Below are 25,544 nucleotides of genomic sequence, written 5' to 3'. Positions count from 1 at the left end.
TTGCCCCAGGGGGAGAGGGTGTGAAATGCGAATGGCAATGGAGTGGTTATCCGATGATAGGGAGAAGAGGCATCATACTGGATCTGCACGATCTGCACGACGCTTGGCCGGATCTGCTGCATGAGGCCGGGATCAACGTGCTGGGCATTCACAATTGGAGCGGGAGCAATCAATTCAGTGAGAAGATTGACGAGATTGCCGCATACGTCCATTCTCCGGAAGGCAGTCAATGGATGAATCGTCTTCAGCGGCTCGGAATTGAAGTGGAATATGAGCTCCATGCCATGAGCTGGCTTCTGCCCAGAGACTTGTACAGCCGATATCCTGAGTGGTTCCGGATGGATGAGCATGGCAATCGAACGCCGTCGGCCAATCTCTGTCCGTCCCACGAGGATGCGCTTGAGATGATTCGCGGCAACGCCGTTCGTCTGGCCCGCTTGCTGCCGCCTACAACGGAGCGCTATTACATGTGGCAGGATGACAATCAGCCATGGTGCAAGTGCGAGCGGTGCCGATCGTATTCCGACAGCGATCAGACGCTGATGGTCAATAACGCCATTGTGGAAGCGATTCGTACGGTAAGGAGCGATGCGAAGCTGTCTCATCTTGCTTATATGCATACCCTGGAATCGCCGCCGCAGCAAGTGACTCCGGCGGAAGGCATCTTCCTCGAAATAGCCGGTCCGATCATCCATCGCCATGAGCATCCGAACTATGCAGACGGATCGCCTGAAGAGCTAAGCCGTCTGCGGGATGACCGCAAATTCGTTAAGGCATTGGAGCGGAATCTGCAAGTGTTCGGTGCGGAAGACGCTCAGGCGCTTGATTATTGGCTGGACGCTTCCTTCTTCAGCAAGTGGAAGAAGCCGGCTGGAGAGCTGGCCTTTCACGAGGAGCAGACGGCTGACGATATTCAATTCTACCGGGATATGAATATTGACTCGATCTCGAGCTTCGGCGTATTCCTGGATCGGGAATATTTCGACCGCTATGGGCATCCGCCGGTCGTTCAGTATGGCGAAATACTGGGTCGTACCAAGTAATTGGACAATGTACAATCAGTCAGACGGGAGGCAAGCGACAATGCGAATACGAACAAAGCTGTTTCTGACCAATAGCGCGGTAGTCATTCTGTTGCTTGCTTCCCTGACTTTCCTGATGGAGTCGCATGGGCGCAATTCCATGTTGAAGAAAATGATGGAGAATACCGGTTATTCCCTGTCTCAATTAACGGAAAATGTGGACAAGCTGCTGGGCTCGTACGAGCAGCTTGCCGATTTTCTGTATATGGAAGATTTGCTGCAAGACCGGCTTATGCATCAGTATGATTCCTTCCCCGATGCTCATCGGGATTACTTCGACCATGTGCTGCCGCTGCTGACCGCGCTGCGCTCGTCGAAGGATATCGCAAGCTTGATGCTGTATACGGACAATGCCTCGTTCCATGTCGGCGATATCCGGCCGCTATCGGAGTTGCCGTCGCTTGCGGACGAAGCGCGATGCTCCCGAAGATCGGGCCCTGTCTCGGACAAGCGATGGAGCGTGCTGGCAGGCGAGGAAGGCGAGCTGATGCTGCGGCTGACGCAGCGGCTGAATCATCTGTATTTCGACGCCTGCCAATTCGCCGTTATCGATATGGAAGCGGACATTGTGGCCGATCTGATCCGCAAGGAGAATGACAAGACGAACTTCGTCGTGTACTTGCCTGACGGCAGCATCGTACTGGATAACTTCCGGAGCGGCGATCCGGCAGCTGGCGACCGGGGGAGTGCCGAGGGATATTGGTTCTATCCGGAGCTGCTGTCTGCCGAGGGGGATCGGGTGGTATACCGGGACGAACAGGCATATCTGCTGGCTCACCGGACGATAGACTCGCGCAACAGCGTTCGCGGCATCGGCGTCGTATCGCTTGTGCCGCTGGATGAGCTGGAGGCGGAGACGAAGGAAATTCGAAGCATGGCGGTCATTCTGTTCCTCGCGGCGCTAAGCGTCTTCGTAGTAGCGAATATATTGATCTCGACAGGTCTTACCCGCAGGCTGACGGAGCTGTCGCTACGCTTGCGTCGCACTAATATGGACAATCTTCAGCCCATTCCGCGAATTACAGGCAATGACGAAGTGAGTCAGCTGGGACATATGTTCAACGGCATGGTGCAGCGGATGCAGCGTCTCTTGCGCGAAGTGTACGACTCCGAACTGGGCCGCAAGGAGCTGGAGCTGAAGACGAAGGAGTCGGAGCTGTACGCGCTGCAGACACAGATCAATCCCCATTATTTGTTCAATACGCTCAATGCGATCAGGGGCAATCTGCTGGAGAACGGAGATCGGGCCAACGCGGAGATCGTCAATCTGCTTGCCCGTTCGTTCCGCAATGTGCTGGGCAAGGGCGGCGGTCTGGTCACGCTTGCGGAGGAGCTGGATATCGTGGAGACTTATCTGAAAATCCAGTCATTCCGCTTCAGCGACCGGCTCAACTATCGCATCGAGGTGCCGAAGCCGCTTCATCGGGTGAAGGTGCCGAAGCTCGCGCTGCAGACGCTCGTCGAGAATGCGATCATTCACGGTCTGGAGCCGAAGGAGGATGGCACGACGATCGCGATCCGATCCGTCATTAACGATCAAGGGGAACTGCATGTCATCGTGGAGGACGACGGACTGGGCATACCGCCGGAGCGTCTCCAGGAAGTGCGCAGCGGCTTGAACGATGCGGGACAATCGCTTGCCGCCAAGCATATCGGCTTGCGGAACGTGCATCAGCGTCTGAAGATCAGCTTGGGAGAGCCGTACGGCATTTTGATAGAGAGTGAAGTCGGTCGAGGGACCAGATTGATCATGGTGCTGCCTTTGCAAGATTTCGTGTGATGGGAGTGGGAGGAATGTATCCGATATTGCTGGTAGACGATGAGCCCGGAGCATTGAAATCGATGAAGTATTTGCTGGATTGGGAGGAGCTCGGCTTCACGATCGCGGGAGAGGCGCGCAATGGGAGACAAGCGCTGGAGATGTACCGGGAAGGACATTATGCGTTGATCATTACCGATATCCGCATGCCGGTGATGGGCGGATTGGAGCTTATATCGCATATACGAGCGGAAGACGATGTGCCGATCATCATAATGAGCGGATACGAGGACTTCGGCTATGTGAAGAGGGCGCTTCTGTACGGAGTGAAGGACTATCTGCTCAAGCCTGCGGAGGCGGAGGATGTGCAGCGGCTGCTGGAATCGGTAGCCAGAGAGCTGGAGGAACGCCGCATCATGCATCAGAAGCTATACCACGGCGGGCAGGCGCTGCTGGAGAATACGGTGAGGAACTGGGCGACGGGCGTGATCGCGCCGGCGGAAGCGATGAGGCAGCTATCTCTTCTCGGCAAGGCACCGAAGGCGGAGCCGGGCATCTGCTGCCTGGCGGCGGAGCTGGACTTGCCGCAATGGGACGATCCGGACTGGAGCGACAAGGAACTTCAGACGAAGCTGTTCGCCGCCCGCAATGTGCTGGAAGAAGCGGCGGGATCGTCAGCCGTCTTATTCCCGCTTGAGGAGATGCGCTTCGGCATCGTCATCAGCTCAATGGAGGAGCCGCTGCGGCAGGATATGATCGTACAATTGGCCGAAAAAATGAAAGCGCATACGAAGGGATATGCGAAAATCGGCGTTACAATCGGATCGGGCAGCGTCGTATATGCTGCGGCGGACGTTAGCCGCTCCTTGGAGGAAGCGCGCCGCATGCTGGAGAAGGTGCTGTTCCTCGGCGAGCATAGCTGGACCGGGTACTCCTCTGCGGCGGATGCGCAAGCGGGAAGCTTGGCGTATGCACATGACATAGCCGCTATCGTCGGAGCGATGAAGGAAGGGCAGTTCCGGCATGGCGAAGGGCTGCAGCAGCAGCTGTGGCAAGCAATCGCAAGCGGTCAGGCGCCGGCGTCCCATGCGAAGTCCGCGGTCGTGGAGCTGTATGTGGAGCTGCTTCGGCTTGTCAGGGAGCTGGGCGCTCCCTATGAACGGCTCATTAGTCCGAAGCGCGACGACTATGAGACAATTATGGGCATGAAGACGCTTGCCGGCTTGCAGCAATGGTCGGAGCGGAAGTGCAAGGAGGCCGCAGAGGCGCTGGAGCTGCTAAGGCGATCGCCTGCAGAGCAAATGGTGGAGACGGCAATCAGGTGGGTCAATGAACGCTACGGGGAAGCGATCAGCATGAAGAGCATCGCTTCCAGCCTGTATGTCAATGCTGCCTATCTGGGCCAGCTGTTCAGGGACGAGACGGGCACGTCGTTCAACGAATATCTGCTTCGCGTCCGGATGGAGAAGGCGAAGGAACTGCTTGCCGCAACGGACCGGAAGGTGTACGAGATCGCGGCAGCGGTCGGCTACAACGATATCGACTGGTTCTACAAGAAGTTCAAAGGCTATGCGGGCGTCAGTCCGAAGGAATATCGCATGAAAGGATAGAGATAAGGAGAGAGCACTGCTGCAGGTTTGAATCAAACAGTGGAGGTGCTTCATATGAGAAATCGGAACTGGAAAAAAGTATTCTGCGCATGGCTGGTTATTGGAATGACAGTGGGGGTGCTGCCTTTTGGAGCGGCGCCGCTATCGGTCGCCGCTTCCTCCGACACTAATGAAGTAAGCAGTTGGTCGGGGCAGGATCAGCAAATCCTGTTCCATGATGACGGTACAAGTCTGCAGGAGGCAGGCTGGATTTTGAATGCTCCGCCAGTGGAGGGGGTGTATATTACGGATTCAACCACATCGCCGGGCAATCCGAATGGCGTGGATCTGAAGCAGGTAGAGGAGGGTCATTATCTCTTATACGGCAATAAAACAGCTAGCGACACCGTGAAATATTCTACGATGACCAAGTCTGTTCCGATCGGATCTGGCGCATGGACAGTCGCTTTCAAGGCGCGCTTCGTCGACCTGATGAAGCCGAGCCAGCATCCCGCGTACCGTGGAGTAAGCTTTGAGGTGTTCGCGGGCGGACAGGAATATAAGATTACTTTCAACGACCAGAACAAAATATTGGCCATGACGAATCCCGGCGGCGCATATTTGCAGGAAGAGGTGATCATGCCGGCTGATGATGCTTTCCATCAGTGGGAGCTTTCCTATGACGGCAGCCGGAATGTGTCCGTCAAGCTGTATGGGGAGGTTGTCGCTTCATTCCAGGATATAGCGATCCCAGTTAGCGGCAGAGAGGACGCTATCGTTATTTTGAATGCGCCTCTGAACTGGGAAGCTGGAACGAATGAAGTATATATCGATGATCTAACCGTCTTGAAGGGCAATACGGACTTGTTGTTCATGGACGATGCCTCCAGCTTGCAAGAGTCGGGTTGGAACAGGAGTGGAAATCCGCTGAATGGGGTATATATTACAGATGCGGAGAATACGCTTGGAAATCCGAACAATGCGGAGATGAAGATGGTAGAAGCAGGCCAATATTTGGTTTATGGCGACGAGAGGGCAAGCCTGGACAGAGCCTACACGACTCTCATGCGTCAAATGCCTATTGGAGCAGGAGCCTGGGTGCTGGAGTTTTCCGCCCGCTTCGTTGATCTAATGAAGCCGTCTGCCTATCACGCAGAGCGCGGACTTTCTTTCGACATCCATGCCGACGGGAAGCGGTATAAACTGACGTTCAATGACGATAACAAAATATGGGCGCTCAGCGGGAACCAACGGCAAGAAATCGTAATGCCCGAAGATGATGCCTTTCATAATTGGAAGATCATGTACAATGGGCACGATACAATCTACGTGCAGCTGGATGATGCGACGGTTGCCCGCTTCGATAATGCTTCGGTGGCGACGACGCAATCCGATCGGCTCTCGATTGTCAACGCGCCGTTGGATTGGGAAGCGGGTACGACCGAGGTATATATAGATAGCATGAAACTGTACAAGACGCCATCCGGAGATCCATATACCCTTATTGCCGACGATGCCTCCAGTCTGGAGATTGCAGGTTGGACGGTAACGCCGCCTGCAGAGACGGCTTACTTCCGGGATCATGCCGGGACGGGCGGTACGGGAGGTACGGTGGATGGTATGCTGCCGGTTGATGAGGGGATGTACTTCACGTTCGCGAATACGTCGGCTTCGACACCTGCCGCTATCTCGATGGAGAAGGCAATTGGAGATGGGCCATGGGCATTGGAGATCGAAGCCAGAATGGAAGAGCTGGTGCAGTCGGCTGCTTCGGGGCCTGAGCAAGGCTTAATGCTGGAAGTGGCAGCCGGCGGAACGCTGTACCGCATCGTATTCAACAATGGGAATCAGTTATGGGTCGGCAATAGTGACGGAGGCTACGAGCGGATAGAAGCTGAGCTGCTCTCTGAAGCGTTTTTTGATCAGTGGGGAATTGCCTACGATGAGCATGGTCGGCTGATGATCACCCAGAACGGAATCAAGCTTGGCTTGCTGGAGAATGCCGGAGTGCCTACTGACGCACCGGACCACCTTTCTATTATCAACAATGCGGTAGGGGCTTGGAGCGGTGAGACGCGTGTCTTCTTTGAACATATTTCACTCCTGAAGGAGGAGTTGCCGGAATGGAGCCAATTCCAGCCGGTGATTGCCGGGGTAACGATGCTGCCGACATCGCAGTCTGATCATCTGGAGACGATCGTATCGGTATATGATGCCGATCCGCTGCGGTTTCATGACGGGGGCAATCCGCTCTTGCTGGAGGCAGAGCTGTATAAAGGCGAAGCGGGTGAAGGAGGGCTGCTGTCTGAGTGGGCTCAGCCGGCAACGGGAGCTTCGAGCAAGCTGACGCTTCAAGCCGGCGGGGAGACGGGACGCATGCTGCTTAAGCTTCGTCTGGTCGATGGGGCTAAAGTCGTTAGTCAGACGGATCATAATGTAGAAGTTTATGCCAAGGTGAATAGGCTGGAACCGAAGAAAAAGGCGACGGCGGGGCCGGGAGAAATGTATTTGTTCACCGCGATGGAGCAGGCTGAGGCAGGGCATAAGCAAACAGCGGCTGAAGCGGGATGGAATACGGCGGGTTATACTTATGAAGGTACGGATAGCGGCGGCGTCTATCTGGAAAACACCGACGAAGCGCTGGAGCTGAAGCTGCCAGTCAAGCTGAAGGGCTGGTTCGGCGTAGTGATCGGTTATGTGACGGGGACGGAAGGCTTCATCGTATCCGATAGCAAGGATGGGCAGGAGCATACGATAGTCATGGATGGAGATATGATCGCCGAGGCGTCGGAAACATATGGTGACAAAGCGATGAATGAAGTGTTCGCATTCGCCTCCAAATTCCAGAACGGCACCTTGCGCATAAGCCCTATGGACGGCAAGAAAGCGCGTATTGCCTATGTGAAGTTAAAGGGATTGTCGGATGAAGAAATCCAATTGTATCAGAAGCAGGATGAGGGAGTGAACGGCAAGCGCGTCATTTATAATAATGACGGCTATAGCGATTTCTTCAGCGGCATGTACGATACGGAAGAGGGACTTTACCAGCATGCCGTAGATCTATTCGAGAATCAAGATGTGAGCGCTCTGCACTGGGCGTTAGGCACGACGATGAACGTGCTTCGGGACAGCGCTGCCGCCGGAATGCCTTATGCCGGAATGACGCCGGAGCAAGAAGCTCTGATGCGGGATGGAGACAAGCATGTGCGGGATACGGTGTTGTCTTATATAGAGGCAGGCAATGATCCGCTTACGCTGGTGGCGAACCGAGGCAAGGAAATCGGCTTGGAGACGGTCGCATCCTTGCGGATGAGCGCCTTCTACAACGAGGCGCAATATCCATGGCTTAACGGCAACCGCTACGGAGAGTTTACGGATAAGGGCTACCGCCAGGTACGGAAAGACGGCTCGCAGGCCGTACAGATGAGCTATGCTTTCCCGGAATACAGGCAGTACGTGATCGATGTGCTGAAGGAAGCGGCAACGGTGAGCGATACGGAAGGGAATGCGCTTGTTACGGGAGTAGAGCTCGATTATTGCCGATATCCTTATGTGCTCGGTTATGAAGCGATACTGACAGATGCTTATGAAGCGGAATACGGCGTCGACCCGCGCAATGAGACGTCGGCGGAAGGGCTGCAGAGATGGCAGCAATTCCGTGCGGATATGATGACAGCCTTTATGCACGAAGTGCGTGATGAGCTGGAAGGCAAGTCGATTGCCGTCCGCATCCCGAATGTGGATTATTTCCAGTATGGACTGGATATTGATGCATGGATTGAACAAGAGCTGGTCGACATGCTTGTACCGTGCACAATCGGACATGAGGATTTCTTCGAAGAGATTGGACAGTTCCATGAGCTGACGGACGATACGGGAATTAAGCTGTACGGCAATATTAACGGTACGTTGTCGGGACATGATTTGACGAAGCGGGAGGAAGAATTGCTCAAGCGCGGCGTCAGGCTGAAGGTCGGTCATACGCGAGTCAGCAGAGCACAATATCTTCTTAGAGCTCATCAATATTACGAGGCCGGTTATGACGGAATATATATTTTCAACAGCTGGAAGGGGATTGCCTCCGAAGGACAGTCAACGCTGGGGCTGCTCGGCGACAAGGTAAAGGTTGAGAAGTGGTACGGCTTGTCCTATCCAGCGGAATGGGTGCAAAATCTGGTAACGGTGGAGCCGCCGGGCAGTCCGGTTGTACCCGGAACGGATGTATTGGCCGCATCAATTGGATTCACGCTGTCTGATCATAATCCGAGCACAGGAGCGCTTTCTGATTTCGGTGCAACGTACGGCTTCGCGCTGGATTACGATTATCGCAGTGTCGGCGCCGATCTGGGGGAGGAGCAATCGTTCAACTCTATCGAGTTGTTAGGCACCCAGCCTTTGAGCCGCGTGGAGAAGCCGGATCTGTCGCTCTATGTCAGTAACGATAATGCGACTTATACGAAAGTGCAGGATTGGGATTTCCTGAAGTTAGGCGAGAGAATCATCCTGTACAACTTCTCGGAGACGGCAGGGTATGTCAAGGTGCATAATCACTTCGATGATTCCAGCTTTACGTACCAGAATGCCAACCTGCAGCAGATGATGAAAGTATTCAATATGCCGGCCGGGAGCTGGACGGCATCGGGCGGCGGAGACTGGAGCTATAGCAAACAGATTCAGGTTGCGAACTCCGGCAATGGCATATTGTATGATCACGCCGTATATGTCACGAAGCAGTCGCTTGATACAGCCGGCCTTATAGCGGCCGGCAAGCTGCAGAGCGATTACCGCGATGTGCGGTTCGCCGACGATAACGGACGGGAGCTGCACTTCTATATGGACGATGACGGCTTCTTCGTCCGCATTCCGGAGCTGGCTGCCGCTGATGATGCGACGATATGGATGTATTACGGCAATCCGGCGGCTTCGTTCCGCGGCGCGGCGCAGGAAGCGCTGCAGGTGGAATACGGCAACAAGACGCTGCAGCAGCACGATTCGCAAGGCGAGCTTGGATTCGGAGCCAATGTGAAGCCGATCCGGCTGCAGGACGGCACGCTGGTGCTTGTGGCGCAGACGACGAAGACAGAAGGCATCCATGCTCAATACTCCATCGATAACGGGCGCACCTGGTCGGCTCCGGAGCCGTTCATCTCTCCCGGCAGCCGAGCGGGCGTCTCGCTGGACAGCCCCGGCGGGGCATATGTCGATCCGGCGACGGGGACGGTGTACGTCATGTTCTATTCCTATCATTACTTCAACGTATGGAATAACGGTGCGGCGGATTGTCTGGACGCCTCGCAGTGCCGGACGGATCTCTACTTCGTGAAGTCGACCGGCTTCCAGCAGGGCAAGCCTGTATTCGGGCAGCCCGTGCAGGTGACGGGCATGACGACGGCGGGCGGAGATCCCGTGCATTACGCGCTTACGTACGCCAATCCGATCCGGACGGACTCGGGCCGGCTGGTTGCTCCGATCTCTTACGTCATCGGAGCGGACGGTACATTCGGAGGCGGAGTGGTCTATTCGGATGACGATGGAGCCACGTGGACGAAGAGCGTGAACGATCTGAGCATTCCTGCCGTTGGCGGAGAAGGCGGCATCTCGGAGAGCGCGGTCGTGGAACTGGCGGACGGTTCCTTGAGGATGTACTTGAGGCAGCAACGGTCGGATAAGTTCAGTTTCGCCTCCAGTGTATCGACAGATGAAGGAGCGAACTGGACGCCTGTGGCCGATAGCGAGGTGATGAGCACGAATACGATGCCTGCTCTCAGCCGGATGGACAATGGCGATATTCTGCTCAATTGGTCGGGACATAATGCGATGAATAGCGGCAGCTATTACCGCAATGATCTGACCGCGGCATACAGCTCGGACGAGGCGGGCAGCTGGAACGGCTATCGCGACTTGCTGGGCCGGACGCGCCTGTCCGCGCCGGGGTGGTACGCCTTCGAACAATCACGACGTGTTACGGAAGCCGACCATGTGCCGGCGGGGAGCGGCGATTATTTGTTCGCTTGGTCGGGCGAGGGAGCGCACTCGATGCTGATTGAGGATTTCTACCGTTACCTCTACCGCAGCCACGGCGCTATGGATGATTTCGAATATGAGAACAACGGCTTGACGGAGAACGATGGCAGCCGTCTGGCGAACGACTACTGGTGGCAGACGACGAAGTTCGGCACGCTGGAGTCGAGTGCGAACCGCGCCAAGCAAGGGCAGCGTTCGCTGAGGCTTCACGATCATGAAGAGACGAAGCGGGTGACGGCGGGTTCGCGTATGTTCCCGGCGATGAGAGAGGGCAGCGTGTCGTTCTGGCTGAATGGCGCCAGCTTTGACAGCGATGTGCATATTTCCTTGCAGGAAGGTTATTCGACGCACTGGAATGCGGTCGGCACTGCTTTCATGCTGCAGGTCGATGAGAACGGCACCGTGCGCTATTCGGACGCTTCCCAGCCCTATGTGGATGTGGTGGCGGGCTACATTGCTGACGATCTATCGCCTGCGACGAGCAACTTGACGCATCTCGGGTACTCGGGCGGCTTCGCTCTGGACTACAAGGACAGAAGCATCGGCGTCGATCTGGGCCGCGTGGAGACGGTGCTGGAAGTGAAGCTGAAGGACAACGACGGCAGCAGCCGGATCGAAGCAGGCGACCTGGAAGTGTACGTGAGTGACAACAACGACGGCGACTGGACGCTGGCAAGCGGCTGGACGTTCGACAAGACGGGCGGCAATATTACGCTGTCCGGCATGTCGGTTCAAGCTCGTTATGTGAAGGTGCATCAAGCCTATAGCGACACAGCCTTCTCATTCGTAGGCGAGCTGCAGGACATGATGGAAGTGACGACGCAGGGCAATCAATCGGGCTCGCAATTCCAGCCGTTGCCGGTGCCGACGAATGTCGCGCTGAACGAGTGGTTCAAAGTGACGATCGACTTCGATCTGGCGGCGGACCATGCAGATATTTACGTGAATGGCGATCATAAGGGAACGGTCGCGGCGGCCCATCCGGGCGAGGCGGTAAAGCATCTGATGATCGCCGCAGGAAGCGGTACCGGCACGGATGTGTACATGGATGAGCTCATCATTCAGGACACTTCGCTAGGCAAGCCTCAAGTTACCTTGGTAGGGTCCGAGTGTTCGGTGCTTCCGTCGGAAGACGGCTGGAAGGATCGGGACGAGGCCATGGATGAGGATGATAGTGAAGAAGACGCTAGGAATGAGTGGTAGAGGAAGGTGGGGCTGAAAGCGGCGAGACTCAAAGCAATGCGGCATCTGTTGAAGCATGTTGGCAGCCAACGAACCAATTGTCTATCTTAATCTTAGCGATATGCCGCTCAATTCCTATGAAGCCGCTCTCTATTGGCTAAACCACTACTTGGAGTTGGAGGATGAGAGGATGAACAGACGGATTGATATCGCAGTCGTCGACAGCGCGATGAAGCAGGAGCCAACCCGTTTCGCCGTAAGCGAATTGGAGCGGTATGTACACGCAATGACAGGGATGCCAGTTTCCGTTAGAAGCTTTGAACAATATGACCATCTCATTCCGGCTATATGGGTGGGGGAATATTCGCAATTCTCCCTCCTGGCTAGCTCGAGCGGTTTTTTCTCTCCTTACGATGATGAGATAACCGTGAAGATGACGGGCTGCGAAGGAATTATCGCGGGACTTCATCCGCGCAGTGTCCTGCAAGCGGTCTATCGTTACTTGACGGAAGCAGGCTGCAGATGGGTGCGCCCGGGAGACGATGGCGCGTTTATTCCTTCCAAGCCGCTATTTCATACCAATGTGGATCTGCAAGAGACTCCGTCCTACCGCCATCGGGGCGTATGCATCGAAGGCGCCGTGTCCATCGACCATGTAACGGCGATGATTGATTGGTTGCCCAAGGTAGGGATGAACAGTTATTTTATTCAGTTTAGGGAAGCTTATGTATTCTTCGCCCGCTGGTACCGGCATGCTCATAATCCCCTTGTGCCGGAGGAGGAAGACTTTGATCTGGCAAAGGCGGAAGAGTATGTGGCCCGAATCGTTCGCGAGCTTGCCAAGCGAGGCATGATCTATCACGCGGTCGGACATGGCTGGACGTGTGAGCCGTTCGGCATCCGCGGCATCAGCTGGGACGAAAAGTGGGAGGGAGATGTTCCGGAGGAAGCACTCTCCAGCATGGCGATGATCGGCGGAGAGCGAAAGCTGTTCGGCGGGATTCCGCTCAATACGAATCTATGCTATTCAAATCCATCCGTTCGCACAAAGATGGTAGCGGAGATCGCAGAATATGCCGGCCGGCATCCCGAGATCGATCTGCTGCATGTATGGCTGTCCGACGGTTCGAACAATCAATGCGAGTGCGAGGCATGTGCGATGACCACCCCGTCGGATTGTTATGTGAAGCTGCTGAACGAACTGGACGCAGCGCTGACTGCGAAGGCGTATCCGACGAAAATTGTCTTCCTGCTTTATATCGATTTGCTATGGCCTCCCGAGCACGAACGAATACAGTGCACGGATCGCTTCATGTTGTTGTTTGCTCCCTATACAAGATCGTATCGTCAATCTTTCGGGATGGAGGAGAAGATCCCGCCGCTCCCAGCCTACCAGCGCAACAAGCTGGAGCTTCCGCCGACAGTGGCAGGCAATCTGGCTTTCCTTCAAGCTTGGCAACGCTTGTTCGAAGGTGAGGGCATCGATTTCGACTATCCTTTTATGTGGGCACACTATCTCGATCCCGGCCTGATGCGAATTTCACGCATCGTCAGCGAGGACATCAAGCACTTACGCCACATTGGCTTGAATGGTTACATGAGCTGTCAAGTCCAACGCTCCTTCTTTCCGCATGGCTTGGGCATAACCGTAATGGCGCGCACATTGTGGAATGCCGATACCAATGTACGGGCAGAGGCAGAGGATTACTTTCACAGCGCATTTGGCGATGACGGTCTGTTGGCTCTCGAATATATGGAAGCTTGGTCAGACTTGTTTGATCGCATTAATCTTGAGCAAGCTGGAGAAGCAAATCTCGAACTGCTGAAGGAAGTCCCGGTACTGATTCAGCGCTTCAGCGAAGTGCTGAGAAGAAACCTCAGCAATGACAAGGATTCCTTGCAGAATGTTCATATTGTGTCTTGGAACTACATTGCGCTGCACGCGGAGATTTGGAGCAGCATTGTTTCCGCCATGAGAGCCTTCATTGAGGAGGAGTCCGAGCGGGCCGACCTGTATTGGGAGGCGGTGAAGCTCAATATTTGGGAGAAGGAACCGGACTATGTGCGCGTGTTTGATGCCTTTCATTTTATCCGAACTTGCGACAACATGATGCAGACCTTAAGGGAGAAAGGATCTTTACGAAGCTTGTAAAAAAAACCTCTGACACTGTACCGGCAGTCGTCAGAGGTTTTTATTTGCATGATTTGTATACTGTAACGGATGCTAGAGAGCCTAAGAGTCTAGTTTCTCCTGTGATGCCATTGTAACGGTCACAGCGGAGCTTAATTTGTCTCATTTCGTTACGATGGGGCAAGTTTGCAGCAAATAGCGTCAGTCACACCCGTTAAAGTCAGATTTGGACGTATAAGGCTAAAATAGCATCAATGGCACCCGTTAGCGTCGGCAGTCGGCCTAGCGTCAATGGCATCCGGCCCAGCGTCGTGTGTCCAGCCCCAAGCGTCAGCGTCTAGCACGGCGAGCTAGTCCCCGGCCGAGCCCTGCAGCCAACCCTCGCACGCCCAGTGCCGAGGGCCAGCACCGAGCCGACCTGCGCACAAGCGCTCTACTTCGACTGGTGCTGGAACAGCGGCAGTTCGCCGAGGAAAATAATGTCGTCCCGCTTCGCGGCATCGCCCTCGGCCAGAATAGCCGCTCTTGCGACAACCTCGCCGCCTGCTTTCGCCACAAGCTGCTCCAATGCCAGCAGGGATTCGCCCGTGCTGATCACGTCATCGACAACGGCGATGCGTTTGCCGCGAATGAGCTCCGCATCCGACTTTTCCAATATGAGCTCCTGCTCCTTCTGCGTTGTAATGGAGTTCACCTTGTGGGATATCGTCTCGCCCATGTAAGCTTTCACGCTCTTGCGCGCAACGACGTAACGCTTCATGCGAAGCTGCTTGGACAGCTCATAGACGAACGGAATGCCCTTCGCCTCCGCTGTTACAAGTAGGTCCACCTCAGGAAGCTTGGCTGCCATATCTTGCGCAGTCTGCGTCACAAGCTCCGTATCGCCGAGAATGACGAAGCTCGCGATGCTGAGCGAATCCGATATCGGTATAATGGGCAGCTCTCTTGTCAGCCCGCCAATGTACAACGTATATGTGTTCATGCTTGCTCCTCCTCTGCCAAATCCTGCTTTTTACTATTTCTATGCCCTTCTATGCTACATGCCGAACCAGTTCATCAAGGTCTCTACCACGATGCCGGACAGCATGCCGATGAACGGATCGGTAATCGCAGTCATCACCATTGTAACGCCGCCCACGATGCCGGAGCCAGCCCCTTCGCCTGTCAGAGCCGAGGCTGCATTGCCCGGCAATGTTACCATAGCGCCCAGAATCATCAGGAAGCCTGCAATTGACGAGCTCGGAACATATTTGCCGATCTTCGGCAGCATTCCTGTAAACAGGATGACGGCCATTATGATCATCATCAGTACACCGGACCACACGGCATGCGGTGCGCTCGCAGTCGCGGAAATAATAATTTCCACCGGCGCTCCGCCGAACAGAGACGAAGCCATATCCGCCAAGCTGCTGATGACCGACAACGTATCGACATTGACGGATTGGCCGGCGATGCCTTCATTAATTCTGCCGAAAGCGATATTCGCTCCGATGTTGAGACATGCCATGGCAAGCGCTCCCCGCACTACGGTAGAATTGAGGATCAACTTTTGCATTTTCAGCCCTTCTTTAGGAACGGGCTTGCTTTCTTGCTTGTCGGAGCCGCTCTTCTTCTTCATTATATTATACACGATGCTGGAGAGGATGACGGATGCGGTGATCGTATAGACGAGATCCTTCGTCAGCATGTAGACCATTAGTGCGCTGAAGATGGAGGTCGCGCCGATAATCCGGTCGTTCTTCGCCATATCCCAGGCGACCTTGGACAGCATTAGGCCGACACCGGCCATCATCCCGCTTGTAATGACGGGACCGATCCAGTCGATAACGCGCTCCAATACGCCGAACAGACCGATAATAAGCAGGATGGATGCGCCGAAGAAAATCATCGACAGCCGCTCCCGCATGTTTTTGCCCATCGTCCCGGCCAGTGTGATAGTCTCCGCTTGATAAGAGATGACCGCTACGTTGCTGGTAGCGGCATTGCCGACCGCGCCGACGACGAAGGCCAATGCGGTGGGAATGGAGGCGAAGCCGAATGCGAGCGCCAGCAGTCCCTGCGGCAATCCGTTGAGAACTACGCTGATCGCAGCAAGAATGTCCTGAAGTATGTCTTCCATTGTTCGTTCCTTTCTTTTTTGCCCCTATCATCAGATGAAGTGATCAATTGTAGAAGATGCCGCCTCGCGAAAAAACATTCTGATCCCATGGTTTGGAAACCAGAATGCTTGCGTAAACAGTAACTCCAACTCCATAGTAGAAAAATTGACGGTTTCTCTGTAGAAACTCCCGAACCGTATTTTCGGGAATATATGGGGGAGACTTTCATTTATATTCGGTATGAATACCTATAGAAAATTATCATATTTTTCGACATTGTTCAACATCTTTTTTACCAAGTGAATTTATTAATTTGAGTTGAATACCTGAAGCTAGTGGAGTGACTCGCCCGAACGCGGCTGCAGTGTATGCAGCCAACACTAGAGTGGCGAGGCTGTCTGCGATCGCGCTTGCAGTGTATGCAGCCAACACTAGAGTGGCGAAGCTGTCTGCGATCGCGCCTGCAGTGTATGCAGCCAACACTAGAGTGGCGAAGTCGCCTGTAATCGTGCCTGCAGTGTATGTAGCACTGGAGTTTTCTCATTGGAATCATACAATTTTTCGTTACTAATTAGGTCCATTCGGTACGAAGCATGCTTGGCGGGGCTATGTGAGCAAAATGAGCGATAGCGCACACTATTCTCTATTTTTCCGATTCTATGTGACCATATTGAGCGATAGCTCCTACTTTTCGGCGGTACAAGGTACGCTTGACGGGGCTATGTGAGCAAAATGAGCGATAGCGCACACTATTCTCTATTTTTCCGATTCTATGTGACCATATTGAGCGATAGCTCCCTACTTTTCGGCGGTACAAGGTACGCTTGACGGGGCTATGTGAGCAAAATGAGCGATAGCGCACAATTCCCACTACTTTTCCGATTCTATGTGACCATATTGAGGGATAAGCCCCTACTTGCTAAGTAGCTAAGTAGTAACAATTTCTCATCGTAAAAAATGTAATCAATCTCCGAAAAAAACGTCAACTTTGCTCCAGACGCAGTTGCTATAATAAAAAGCAAGTTGGAAGGCATAAACAATGAGGATGGAGGGATTACCATATCTATTCTGGAACGATTAGGCGTGCTGACGGATGAAGTGTCGGAACATTTCGAACAAGCGCTGGATTGGGCAGCCGGGCAAGAGCTGAAGCACGTGGAAGTGAGGGTCATTGACGGTGTTAACGCCGCATCTCTGACTGACGAGCGGGCCATGGAAGTGCGTCGTCAGGTGGAGGAGAGGGGCTTGTATATATCCGCAATCGCATCCCCGTTGTTCAAATGCGCGCTTGACCCCGGCAGGCAGGTAGCCTCAGGAGATACATTCGGTCAGGCGGAGGAGACGGTGGAGCAGCACTTCGCCAAGCTGACGCGCGTCATGGAGATTGCGAAGCTGCTTGGGACGACTCGCATCCGGATATTCTCGTTCTGGCGCGAGCAAGAGCCGGCAAGCTATCGGGCAGAGATTGCTGCGCATCTGAGGCGGGCAGCCGAAGCGGCGCAAGCCGAGGGCATACAGCTGTTGCTGGAGAACGAGCCAGCGTGCAACGGCGGCTTCGCCGAGGAAGTCGCTGCGATCGTAGCCGATGTCAATTCACCGGCATTAAGAGGATTATGGGACCCCGGCAACGAAGCTTATGGCGGTAGGGAAGCTTATCCGCGAGGATATGAAGTCATGAAGGATAAGCTGGCTCATGTTCATCTGAAGGATGCTTACATCGGAGAGGACGGCAAGCCGCGCTGCGTGCCGATGGGATCGGGCAACGTGCCTGTCATCGCCCAGCTCGGGGCGCTGTTGCAAGACGGCTACGACGGACTGTTTACGATAGAGACGCATTTCATTCCTGCAGGGGGAACGGCCATGACGGGTACGACGATGTCGCTGAATGCGCTTAAAGCCCTGTTAAGCGAGGTGGAGTGAGAATGAGCAAATGGAAATTCGGCATTATCGGCTGCGGCTCGGTCGCGGACTTCCACTTCGAAGCGATAAGAGAGACGGACGACGCAGTTCTGTCCTATGTATCCAGCCGCAACGAAGCGAAAGTGAAAGCGGTTGCGGAGCGTGAGGGCTGCGCCTGGACGACGAATTACAGGGAGTTGATCGAAAGCCCCGACGTCGACATCGTGTGCGTCACGACATCCAGCGGCAGCCATGCCTCTATCGGCATGGAGGTCATCGCTGCGGGCAAGCATCTCGTCGTGGAGAAGCCGCTCGCGATGAGCGTGAAGGAGGCGGCGGGACTGATCGCCGCCGCATACAATCAAGGCGTTACGCTCTCCGTTATCTCGCAGCGAAGATTCGAGGTGCAGCATCAAGCCGTGAAGCGGGTGCTGGATGACGGGGCGATAGGGCGGCTATTACTCGTTGAGGTATCCTTGCCGTTCTACCGGACGCAGGATTATTACGATACGGCGGATTGGAGAGGCACGATTGCAGAAGATGGCGGCGCGCTGATGAATCAAGGCATCCACAGCATCGACCTGATGCTGTGGATGGGCGGAGAGGTGCGTACGGTATTCGGCAAGACGGCAACCCAGACGCATCATATCGAAGCGGAAGACTTGGGACTTGCCATCGTCCAATTCCACAATGGAGCCTTCGGCACGATTATGGCTTCCACCAGCATTCAGCCCGGTTTTCCGGCATGCATCAATCTGTACGGGGAGAAGGGAACGATCAAGCTGGAGGGGAATTCCATCGTCCACTGGTCGGTTCCCGGCGTCGCTGAGCCGAAGTGGAACCAGCAAGCCCGTTACGGCGGCGTGAACGATCCGCGCAGCATAGCGGCTGACTTCCACCAGAGCCAGTTCCTCGATATTATTTCTTCTATCGAGACAGGGGCGAAGCCGCTCATATCGGGAGAGGAAGGCATGCGTGCGGTACAACTGGTAGAGTCGATCTACGAGAGCGCCGCCAGGAACACGCAGCTGAATTTGCCGCGCCTCGTAGACGCGTTGAAGGTGAATGTGTACGACAACCGTCAGGAGATGGGAATGGCTGCCGGAGCCGACGTGGCGGCCGCGATCAAGCGCTTGCTGCAGGAGAAGGAGACGATTCGCATGATATTCGCTGCGGCTCCTTCCCAGAACGAGCTGCTGGCATACTTGCGCAGCGATAAGGACATCGACTGGTCCCGCGTTACCGCTTTCCATATGGATGAGTATAACGGGCTGCCGCAGGACGCACCGCAGAGATTCAGCAACTTCCTTCGCTCCGGCTTATTTGATCAGGTGAAGCCGGGCACCGTGCATCTGATAGACAGCTCGAACGACAGTGATGCGGAATGCAAGCGATACAGCGAGCTGCTGAACGAGGCGCCGATCGATATCGTCTGCCTTGGCATCGGAGAGAACGGTCACTTGGCCTTCAACGATCCGCCGGTTGCCGACTTCCGCGATCCGTTGGCGGTGAAAGTGGTGGAGCTGGACGAGGCGTGCAGGCAACAGCAGGTGAATGACGGCTGCTTCCCGGCGTTCGGCGATGTGCCGACGCATGCTATCACACTGACGATTCCGACGCTGCTTGGCGCGTCCCAGCTGTTCTGTGTCGTGCCGGGACCGACGAAGCGGCAGGCTGTTCAGCGCACGTTGAACGGGCCGATTGCGACGGAATGCCCGTCTACTATACTAAGACAGCATTCCAACTGCACGCTTTACGTGGATCGTGATTCCTATGGCGATTAACGGGCAGCAGCAAGGAAGGGAAGTGCTGAGCGCCGTTCACTATCGGACTGGCGAAGCGGTTGCAGTCACACTGGAGAACGGACTCATAGGCAGTATCGAGAAGCTGGAAGGGATAAGCGGGGAAGAGGCAGATTCGCTGCCCATTGTCGCACCGGGACTGGTCGATCTGCAGATTAACGGCTATTGCGGTCTGGATTTCAATACGCTGCCTTACCGGGAAGGGCTTGCTTCCGAATTCATCCGCAAGCTGTGGATGGAAGGCGTCACCTCCTCTTATCCTACCGTTATAACCAATTCCGCGGAAGCAATAGAGGAGGCGATGCGCTCCATTGCCGATGCTTGCCGGCGGGACGCCGCCGTCGAAGCAGGCGTCGCCGGCATCCATCTGGAGGGACCGTTCATTACGCCGGAAGACGGGGCGCGAGGAGCGCATGGCCGGGCTTACGTCGGACCGCCCGACTGGGAGCTGTTCCAGAGATGGCAGGAAGCGGCGGAAGGCCGCATACGAATCATTACCTTGTCGCCGGAATGGGAAGGCAGCGCCGCGTTCATCTCACGCTGTGCGGAGAGCGGTGTGGTCGTCTCGATTGGCCACACGGCTGCGACTCCGGAGCAGATTGCGGAAGCCGTCGCAGCCGGCGCCCGGATGTCGACCCATCTGGGGAACGGCTCGCATCCCATGCTGCAGCGTCATCCCAATTATATATGGGAGCAGCTTGCGCAGGATCGGCTGTGGAGCTGCATCATCGGTGACGGCTTTCACCTGCCGGAGCAAGTGCTCAAGGTCGTCATGAAGGTGAAGGGCGAGCAAGCGATATTGGTCAGCGATGCGGTAGCGCTCAGCGGATTGCCGCCTGGAGAGTACGAGACGCATGTGGGAGGCTCGGTCGTACTGACGCCCGAGGGCAAGCTTCATCTGGCCGGCAACGACAAAATATTGGCTGGATCGGCGCAGATGCTTCTATTCGGCATCCGTCATCTGGCGAAGGCCGGTCTTGCAGATTGGCGAGACGCATGGGAGATGGCCTCGATCAGGCCGTCCGCCTTCATGGGACTGCCAAGCGCAGAAGGACTGAGTCCGGGATCGCCTGCCGATCTGGCGCTTCTGCGGCACAAGGAAGACGGCATCGAGCTTGTGGGCACTTATAAATCTGGCATAGCAGTGATGAAGAGGGAGGCATTGACATGAAATTCGCAGCATTTAGTGGTGTGTTAATCGAGCATAGCATCCAGGAAGCGATGAAGCTAACGAAGCAGATGGGGTTGGACGGTATTGAAATTGCGGTAAGGGAGCCGCATCTGTCACCGACGACAAGCAAGGCGAGAGTAAAGGAAATCAGCGTGTTGTCAGAGGAGCTTGGGCTTGACATTCCCGTTCTCGCCTCTTATATCGGCGGGTTCTCTACGGACAGCGACAAAGGTTGCGAGCAGTCGTTCCAGGATTTGCAGCGGCTGCTGGACATCGCGTCAGAGTTGAAGTCTACGATGATTCGCGTCTCGCCGGGCGGACCGAACGGCTTCATGTCGCAAGCTTACCATTATGAGAAGGCGGCTTACTGGATGGAGCGCTGCGCCCAGGCGGCGAAGGGATACGGCATCGATATCGTCATGGAAATTCATAATGGATCGATTGTAGAGACCGTGGAGGAAAGCATGCGTCTTCTGTCGCTAATACCAAGCGATAATATCGGCATGATTCACGATGCGGGTAATATGTACATTACGGATACGGATTACGGCAGAGATTCCGTTATCGGTCTTGGCAGCCGGATGCTTCACGTCCATGTGAAGGATGAGCTGCGGGTGAACGAAGTCGGAGCGCCGGGAACATTCCTCAATGTGACGAAGCATGGCGAGGAGAAGTTCCTGCAGAGCCGCATGGGAGAAGGCGGGGCTGATCATGGACCGCTGTTCGCGGCACTGAAGGAGACGGGGTACAACGGTTGGGTGACGCTGGAATGCCACGCGCCGTTCCCGGCGTACGAACGGCTGGAGCATGATTTGCATTTTGTGAAGAAGCTGATTGCCTCCGTATAAGACGCGGGCATGATGGGAGGCGGGTGAGCGTGATGGAGATGAGGGAGGAGAAGCGGGACGTTCCCTGCTTCGAGAGCAAGCAGCAATTGAACAGGGACTTTCCCTTCAAAATCATACGTTACTCCAGCAGCGAGCTGAAGCAGCCTATGCATACGCACGACTACACGCAGATTGCCTATGTGCTGAAGGGCGTCTGCAATCATCAGGTGCCCGGCAAATCGCTGACGGTGAGCAAAGGGGATATATTCGTCATTGCGCCGGACGCCCCGCATAGCCTCAATGCGATCGCGGAGCAAGAGTATGAAGTGGTGCTGCTAGACTTCGTTCCATCGATTGTGGGCGAGCTGCTTCAACCGTTCTCGGGTTCCCTTCCCCTGCTGCTGGAGCATTCCGGGGAGCATTATTCGCTCTCCGGCAGCTTCCCGAGCTGGCTGCATATCGGCAACCGGAAGCAGCCGTTCGTCGAGCAGCTTCTGCAGGATATTCAGGACGAATTCGAGCACCGGGAGGTCGGCTACGAGCACGCCATTCTGCTGAGTCTGGCGAAGCTGCTGCTCCTCGTCGACCGCGAGTACCGGAGAGGGCAGCGGAAGCCGGCCAAGCAGCCTGCGATTGCGGAGCGAACGCCGATCGAGGAAGTGAAGCGGTATATTTACGACAATTACAGCGGAGATATTCCGCTGGAGCATGGAGCGTTCATCGCCAATATGGCGCCGGCGTACTTCAGCCATCAGTTTAAGAAGGAGACGGGACAGACTTTCGTCGACTTTATCAACGAAGTGAGGATCGAACGGGCCAAGGAGTTGATTCTTCGCGGCACGCATACCATTACGGCGATCGGGTTCCAGGTGGGGTTTCATCATTTGAGCCATTTCATCCGCACCTTCAAGAAGCGCTGCGGGGTAACGCCCACGGAATATAAGAAGATGTTCGCCAAGGATGACCATAATAATTGAGAGCGAGGTTTTTCGAATGAGTGATCAAGTGTTAAAAGTCGGGATAATCGGCCAAGGCCGCAGCGGCCGCAACATTCATGCCAATCTGCTTGCCCAGATCGGATCGTATTACAGAATCGCCGCAGTAGCCGATTCCATGCCGGAGCGTCAGCAGCGGGCCGAGCAGGACTTCGGCTGCAACGCTTACGCCACTTGGGAGGAGATGGTGGCAAGCGAGGAGCTTGATCTCGTGGTTAACGCGTCACCCAGCCACCTCCACTTCTCCATCTCGCTGGAGCTGCTGAACAGAGGCATTCATGTGCTGTGCGAGAAGCCGCTGGCGGGATCGGTCGCGGAAGTCGATCAGTTGATCGAGGCTTCGGAACGCGCGGGCAAGGTCATCGCCATCTTCCAGCAGCAGCGTTATCAGCCGGCTTTCGTCCAAATACAGGAAGTTATCAAGTCGGGTGTGCTTGGCCGCATCGTGCAGGCGGATATCTCCCTGAACGGCTTCGCCCGCCGCTGGGACTGGCAGACACTGCAAGAGAACAACGGAGGCAGCCTGATGAATACGGGACCGCATTGTCTCGATCAGGCACTGCAGCTGCTGGGGACGGACGAGAATCCGGACGTGCTCTGCATGATGGACAGAGCCAATACGTTCGGCGACGCCGAGGATTATGTGAAGCTCATTATGAGGAAGGAAGGCTCGCCTACGCTTGATGTGGAGATTTCCTCCTGCTCGGCTTATCCGCATGAGCAGTTCAATATTCAAGGAACAAACGGCGGCTTGCACGGGAATGCGAACCGTCTGGAGTGGCGATACTTCAAGCCGGAGGAAGCGCCGGAGCAGAAGCTGATCAAGGAGCCGCTGTTCGATGCGAACGGCAATCCGGCTTATTGCAGCGAGAAGCTGAGCTGGCATTCGGATAGCTGGGATTTCGTCAAGCCAACTGACAAGACCCCCGGGGATTCGCTGACCGAACGCGTCTACATGATGCTGTATAGTACGATTATGGAAGGTGCTCCGCTGGAAATTACGCCTCAGCAAATTCGTCAACAGATGTGGGTAATGGAGGAATGCCGCCGTCAGAACCCGCATATTTATCGGACGGAGAATGAAGGAGTAGCCGCGAAGTAGAGAGCAGGCTTCGATATATTGCGACAACGCCATTCCCGTCAAGCAATCCACCGACAATAGGGGATTAGCGGCCGGAATCCGTTGGATAGGGGATTTATTAAAGAGATATCGACTTATTTGAATGGGAACACAAAAATGCGCCATCACGAAATGTGGTAAAATGGAGGGAATGGGAATACCTCCGAAACTACGTTTCGCGAGGTGCATTTTTTTTATATTTTGATTTCCGGGGTCCCCGTAAGGTACCTGAGTAAGCTTCGAAGCTGAGCTCAGCTTTGTGGGGGGATAGACTATTTGGAGTTATAAATTTCGAGTTGAATACTTGAATAGACTCGTGTGAGCGGAATTAGTGTAGGAATCCTACACTGTAGTGCTGAAAAGGGAGTACGAGCCGGGCTAGTGTACGAATCCTGCTCTGGAGCATCGAAAAACTTCGTTCGCGAATGAAGCAGGAGGAGGTGCTGGGGCTGCAGGCGATGTGACCTCGGTTGGAGGTTAGCCGTGATACATACATAGGGGGCGTACAGCGTGGAGAAATGGAAGCGAACGATGTGGATATTGTGGGTTGGCGTGTTGTTTTGCAGTGCAAGCTATACGATGTCGGTGCCGTTCCTGCCGCTGTTCCTGTTCGATCTGGGTGTGCAAGAGAGCTCAGTCAATCTGTGGGCGGGCATTGTTCATTCCTCCGCATTTCTCGTCGGTGCGGTAATGGCCCCTCTATGGGGAATGCTCGCGGACAAATACGGCAAGAGAATGATGGTCATTCGGGCCGGGCTTAGCTTGTCCGTCATCTATGCGCTTATCGCATTCGTGCAGTCGCCGGAGCAATTGGTAGGCGCAAGGATGCTGCACGGCTTCGTCGGCGGCTTCGTGCCCGCTTCCATGTCGATCGTCGCATCGATCGCTCCCAAGCAGCAGTTGGGGTGGAGCCTTGGCATGATGCAGGCAGGTGCGATGACTGGTGGCATTCTTGGGCCGCTGTTCGGCGGGCTGCTTGCGGAGCTGTTCGGCTTGCGCAACTCCTTCATAGCTGCCGCCGCCATTATTCTAGCTGCGACGATTGCCGTAATTACTTGGGTCAGAGAGGGCGGAGAAGGGCAGGCTGCGTTGGACAAGCAAGCGGGCAAGAAGGAAGAAGGCTCCGTTGCCCCCAAAGCTGCCCCGATTACTTTCCGTATGGCGTTCCGTAACCGCTCGTTGGTCAATATGCTGCTTCTGCTCGTCGTATTCCAGCTATCGATCAATATGATTCAGCCCCTGATGGCTCTGCATATCGCAGGTATGTCCGGCAATGGAGCAGGGAGCGATGGCGTCGTGCTGTCGGCAGGCCTGGTGCTGTCGTTAATTGGCATTGCAGGCATATTGGCATCGCCCCTGTGGGGGCGGCTCGGGGAAAGAAAGGGCTACTATCGCATCCTGGTATTATGCTTCATGTGTGCGGGGACGGTCATCTGCATGCAGTATTTCGTGGAAAAGCTCTGGTTATTCGCCATCGTTCAATTCGTATTCGGGCTATTCGTGGCTGGCATCGGACCGATCGTCAATACGCTAATGGTGCAAAGCACGGATGAGCAGTTCAGAGGCAGAACGTTCGGACTAACCGCCAGCGCCAATCAGTGCGGCGGCATGTTAGGCCCACTTATTGGGGGCGTGTTGGGAATGGCGCTGAACATTCATTGGATATTTGTGACGACTGGCGTCATTATGATGATGGCCGGGCTTGCCGTATTGCGAATGCGCCATACGACGGCGAAGCGGACAAGCAAGGTGCATGTGGCGGGCTAGCGTGTGGAAGGTAGGGCTGGTAGCGTGCGTTGCGAATTGAGCTGCGCACGTAGTACGTTGAGCTGGGGTGTACGAGTATATCTAATGTAGGAGGCAT

General features: G+C 55.1%; 15 protein-coding genes and 1 riboswitch. Of the genes, 13 read left to right on the top strand and 2 right to left on the bottom strand.

What is annotated here, in order from left to right; all coding sequences use genetic code 11:
- Positions 1-20 precede the first annotated feature (20 nt).
- From M6D81_RS25975 to M6D81_RS25955, 5 genes are all read left to right on the top strand, one after another.
- Positions 21-1,043 (top strand): DUF4838 domain-containing protein, encoded by a 1,023-nt coding sequence (locus tag M6D81_RS25975; protein WP_262680088.1) that lies wholly within the window; start codon positions 21-23, stop codon positions 1,041-1,043.
- A 40-nt stretch (positions 1,044-1,083) separates the two neighbouring features.
- Positions 1,084-2,862: a sensor histidine kinase gene (locus tag M6D81_RS25970; protein WP_262680087.1), complete on the top strand. Its 1,779-nt coding sequence runs from the start codon at positions 1,084-1,086 to the stop codon at positions 2,860-2,862.
- A 14-nt stretch (positions 2,863-2,876) separates the two neighbouring features.
- Positions 2,877-4,451, top strand: a complete 1,575-nt coding sequence (locus tag M6D81_RS25965) for a response regulator (RefSeq protein ID WP_262680086.1) — start codon at positions 2,877-2,879, stop codon at positions 4,449-4,451.
- A 54-nt stretch (positions 4,452-4,505) separates the two neighbouring features.
- Positions 4,506-11,657 (top strand): DUF2341 domain-containing protein, encoded by a 7,152-nt coding sequence (locus M6D81_RS25960; RefSeq protein ID WP_262680085.1) that lies wholly within the window; start codon positions 4,506-4,508, stop codon positions 11,655-11,657.
- Between the two features lie 169 nt (positions 11,658-11,826).
- Positions 11,827-13,788 carry a DUF4838 domain-containing protein gene (locus M6D81_RS25955; RefSeq protein ID WP_262680084.1) on the top strand — a complete coding sequence of 654 codons (1,962 nt, stop codon included), beginning with the start codon at positions 11,827-11,829 and terminating at the stop codon, positions 13,786-13,788.
- A gap of 412 nt (positions 13,789-14,200) precedes the next feature.
- Here the strand turns inward: M6D81_RS25955 and M6D81_RS25950 are convergent, their stop codons facing one another.
- Together M6D81_RS25950 and M6D81_RS25945 are read right to left on the bottom strand one after the other, a co-directional pair.
- On the bottom strand, positions 14,201-14,749 hold the full coding sequence (locus tag M6D81_RS25950) for a phosphoribosyltransferase family protein (protein WP_262680083.1): 549 nt from the start codon (positions 14,747-14,749) through the stop codon (positions 14,201-14,203).
- Positions 14,750-14,803: 54 nt separating this feature from the next.
- Positions 14,804-15,886 carry an NCS2 family permease gene (locus M6D81_RS25945; RefSeq protein ID WP_262680082.1) on the bottom strand — a complete coding sequence of 361 codons (1,083 nt, stop codon included), beginning with the start codon at positions 15,884-15,886 and terminating at the stop codon, positions 14,804-14,806.
- Positions 15,887-16,000: 114 nt separating this feature from the next.
- Positions 16,001-16,102, bottom strand: a riboswitch (purine riboswitch).
- Between the two features lie 104 nt (positions 16,103-16,206).
- Here M6D81_RS25945 and M6D81_RS25940 point away from each other — a divergent pair.
- The 8 genes from M6D81_RS25940 to M6D81_RS25900 all read left to right on the top strand — a co-directional run bounded on the left by M6D81_RS25940 (position 16,207) and on the right by M6D81_RS25900 (position 25,447).
- Positions 16,207-16,437 carry a hypothetical protein gene (locus M6D81_RS25940; protein WP_262680081.1) on the top strand — a complete coding sequence of 77 codons (231 nt, stop codon included), beginning with the start codon at positions 16,207-16,209 and terminating at the stop codon, positions 16,435-16,437.
- Between the two features lie 452 nt (positions 16,438-16,889).
- Positions 16,890-17,786, top strand: a complete 897-nt coding sequence (locus M6D81_RS25935; RefSeq protein WP_262680080.1) for a sugar phosphate isomerase/epimerase family protein — start codon at positions 16,890-16,892, stop codon at positions 17,784-17,786.
- Between the two features lie 2 nt (positions 17,787-17,788).
- A complete protein-coding gene (locus M6D81_RS25925) occupies positions 17,789-19,549 on the top strand; it encodes a Gfo/Idh/MocA family protein (protein WP_317259168.1) in 1,761 nt (586 codons plus the stop codon).
- Positions 19,539-20,738: an N-acetylglucosamine-6-phosphate deacetylase gene (locus tag M6D81_RS25920; protein ID WP_262680079.1), complete on the top strand. Its 1,200-nt coding sequence runs from the start codon at positions 19,539-19,541 to the stop codon at positions 20,736-20,738. Before M6D81_RS25925 ends, M6D81_RS25920 begins: the two co-directional genes overlap by 11 nt.
- Positions 20,735-21,586 carry a sugar phosphate isomerase/epimerase family protein gene (locus M6D81_RS25915; RefSeq protein ID WP_262680078.1) on the top strand — a complete coding sequence of 284 codons (852 nt, stop codon included), beginning with the start codon at positions 20,735-20,737 and terminating at the stop codon, positions 21,584-21,586. Before M6D81_RS25920 ends, M6D81_RS25915 begins: the two co-directional genes overlap by 4 nt.
- Before the next feature lie 32 nt (positions 21,587-21,618).
- The gene (locus tag M6D81_RS25910; protein WP_262680124.1) at positions 21,619-22,542 is read left to right on the top strand and encodes an AraC family transcriptional regulator; all 924 of its coding nucleotides are present in this window, start codon (positions 21,619-21,621) and stop codon (positions 22,540-22,542) included.
- Between the two features lie 16 nt (positions 22,543-22,558).
- Complete coding sequence (locus M6D81_RS25905) at positions 22,559-23,662, top strand: Gfo/Idh/MocA family protein (RefSeq protein WP_262680077.1); 1,104 nt, start codon at positions 22,559-22,561, stop codon at positions 23,660-23,662.
- 528 nt (positions 23,663-24,190) lie between these two features.
- Positions 24,191-25,447: an MFS transporter gene (locus M6D81_RS25900; RefSeq protein ID WP_262680076.1), complete on the top strand. Its 1,257-nt coding sequence runs from the start codon at positions 24,191-24,193 to the stop codon at positions 25,445-25,447.
- Positions 25,448-25,544 lie beyond the last annotated feature (97 nt).

Origin of the sequence: Paenibacillus sp. J5C2022 (assembly GCF_025567625.1) — a bacterium.
Classification (GTDB): domain Bacteria; phylum Bacillota; class Bacilli; order Paenibacillales; family Paenibacillaceae; genus Pristimantibacillus.
This window is presented reverse-complemented; position numbering and strand designations above follow the sequence as displayed.

Excerpts from the sequence above, each read along its gene's own strand:
- M6D81_RS25920 (WP_262680079.1), top strand. The coding sequence starts at position 19,539 with ATGGCGATTAACGGGCAGCAGCAAGGAAGGGAAGTGCTGAGCGCCGTT.
- M6D81_RS25905 (WP_262680077.1), top strand. The coding sequence starts at position 22,559 with ATGAGTGATCAAGTGTTAAAAGTCGGGATAATCGGCCAAGGCCGCAGC.
- M6D81_RS25970 (WP_262680087.1), top strand. The coding sequence starts at position 1,084 with ATGCGAATACGAACAAAGCTGTTTCTGACCAATAGCGCGGTAGTCATT.
- M6D81_RS25965 (WP_262680086.1), top strand. The coding sequence starts at position 2,877 with ATGTATCCGATATTGCTGGTAGACGATGAGCCCGGAGCATTGAAATCG.
- M6D81_RS25915 (WP_262680078.1), top strand. The coding sequence starts at position 20,735 with ATGAAATTCGCAGCATTTAGTGGTGTGTTAATCGAGCATAGCATCCAG.
- M6D81_RS25960 (WP_262680085.1), top strand. The coding sequence starts at position 4,506 with ATGAGAAATCGGAACTGGAAAAAAGTATTCTGCGCATGGCTGGTTATT.
- M6D81_RS25945 (WP_262680082.1), bottom strand. The coding sequence starts at position 15,886 with ATGGAAGACATACTTCAGGACATTCTTGCTGCGATCAGCGTAGTTCTC.
- M6D81_RS25955 (WP_262680084.1), top strand. The coding sequence starts at position 11,827 with ATGAACAGACGGATTGATATCGCAGTCGTCGACAGCGCGATGAAGCAG.
- M6D81_RS25910 (WP_262680124.1), top strand. The coding sequence starts at position 21,619 with ATGGAGATGAGGGAGGAGAAGCGGGACGTTCCCTGCTTCGAGAGCAAG.
- M6D81_RS25950 (WP_262680083.1), bottom strand. The coding sequence starts at position 14,749 with ATGAACACATATACGTTGTACATTGGCGGGCTGACAAGAGAGCTGCCC.
- M6D81_RS25925 (WP_317259168.1), top strand. The coding sequence starts at position 17,789 with ATGAGCAAATGGAAATTCGGCATTATCGGCTGCGGCTCGGTCGCGGAC.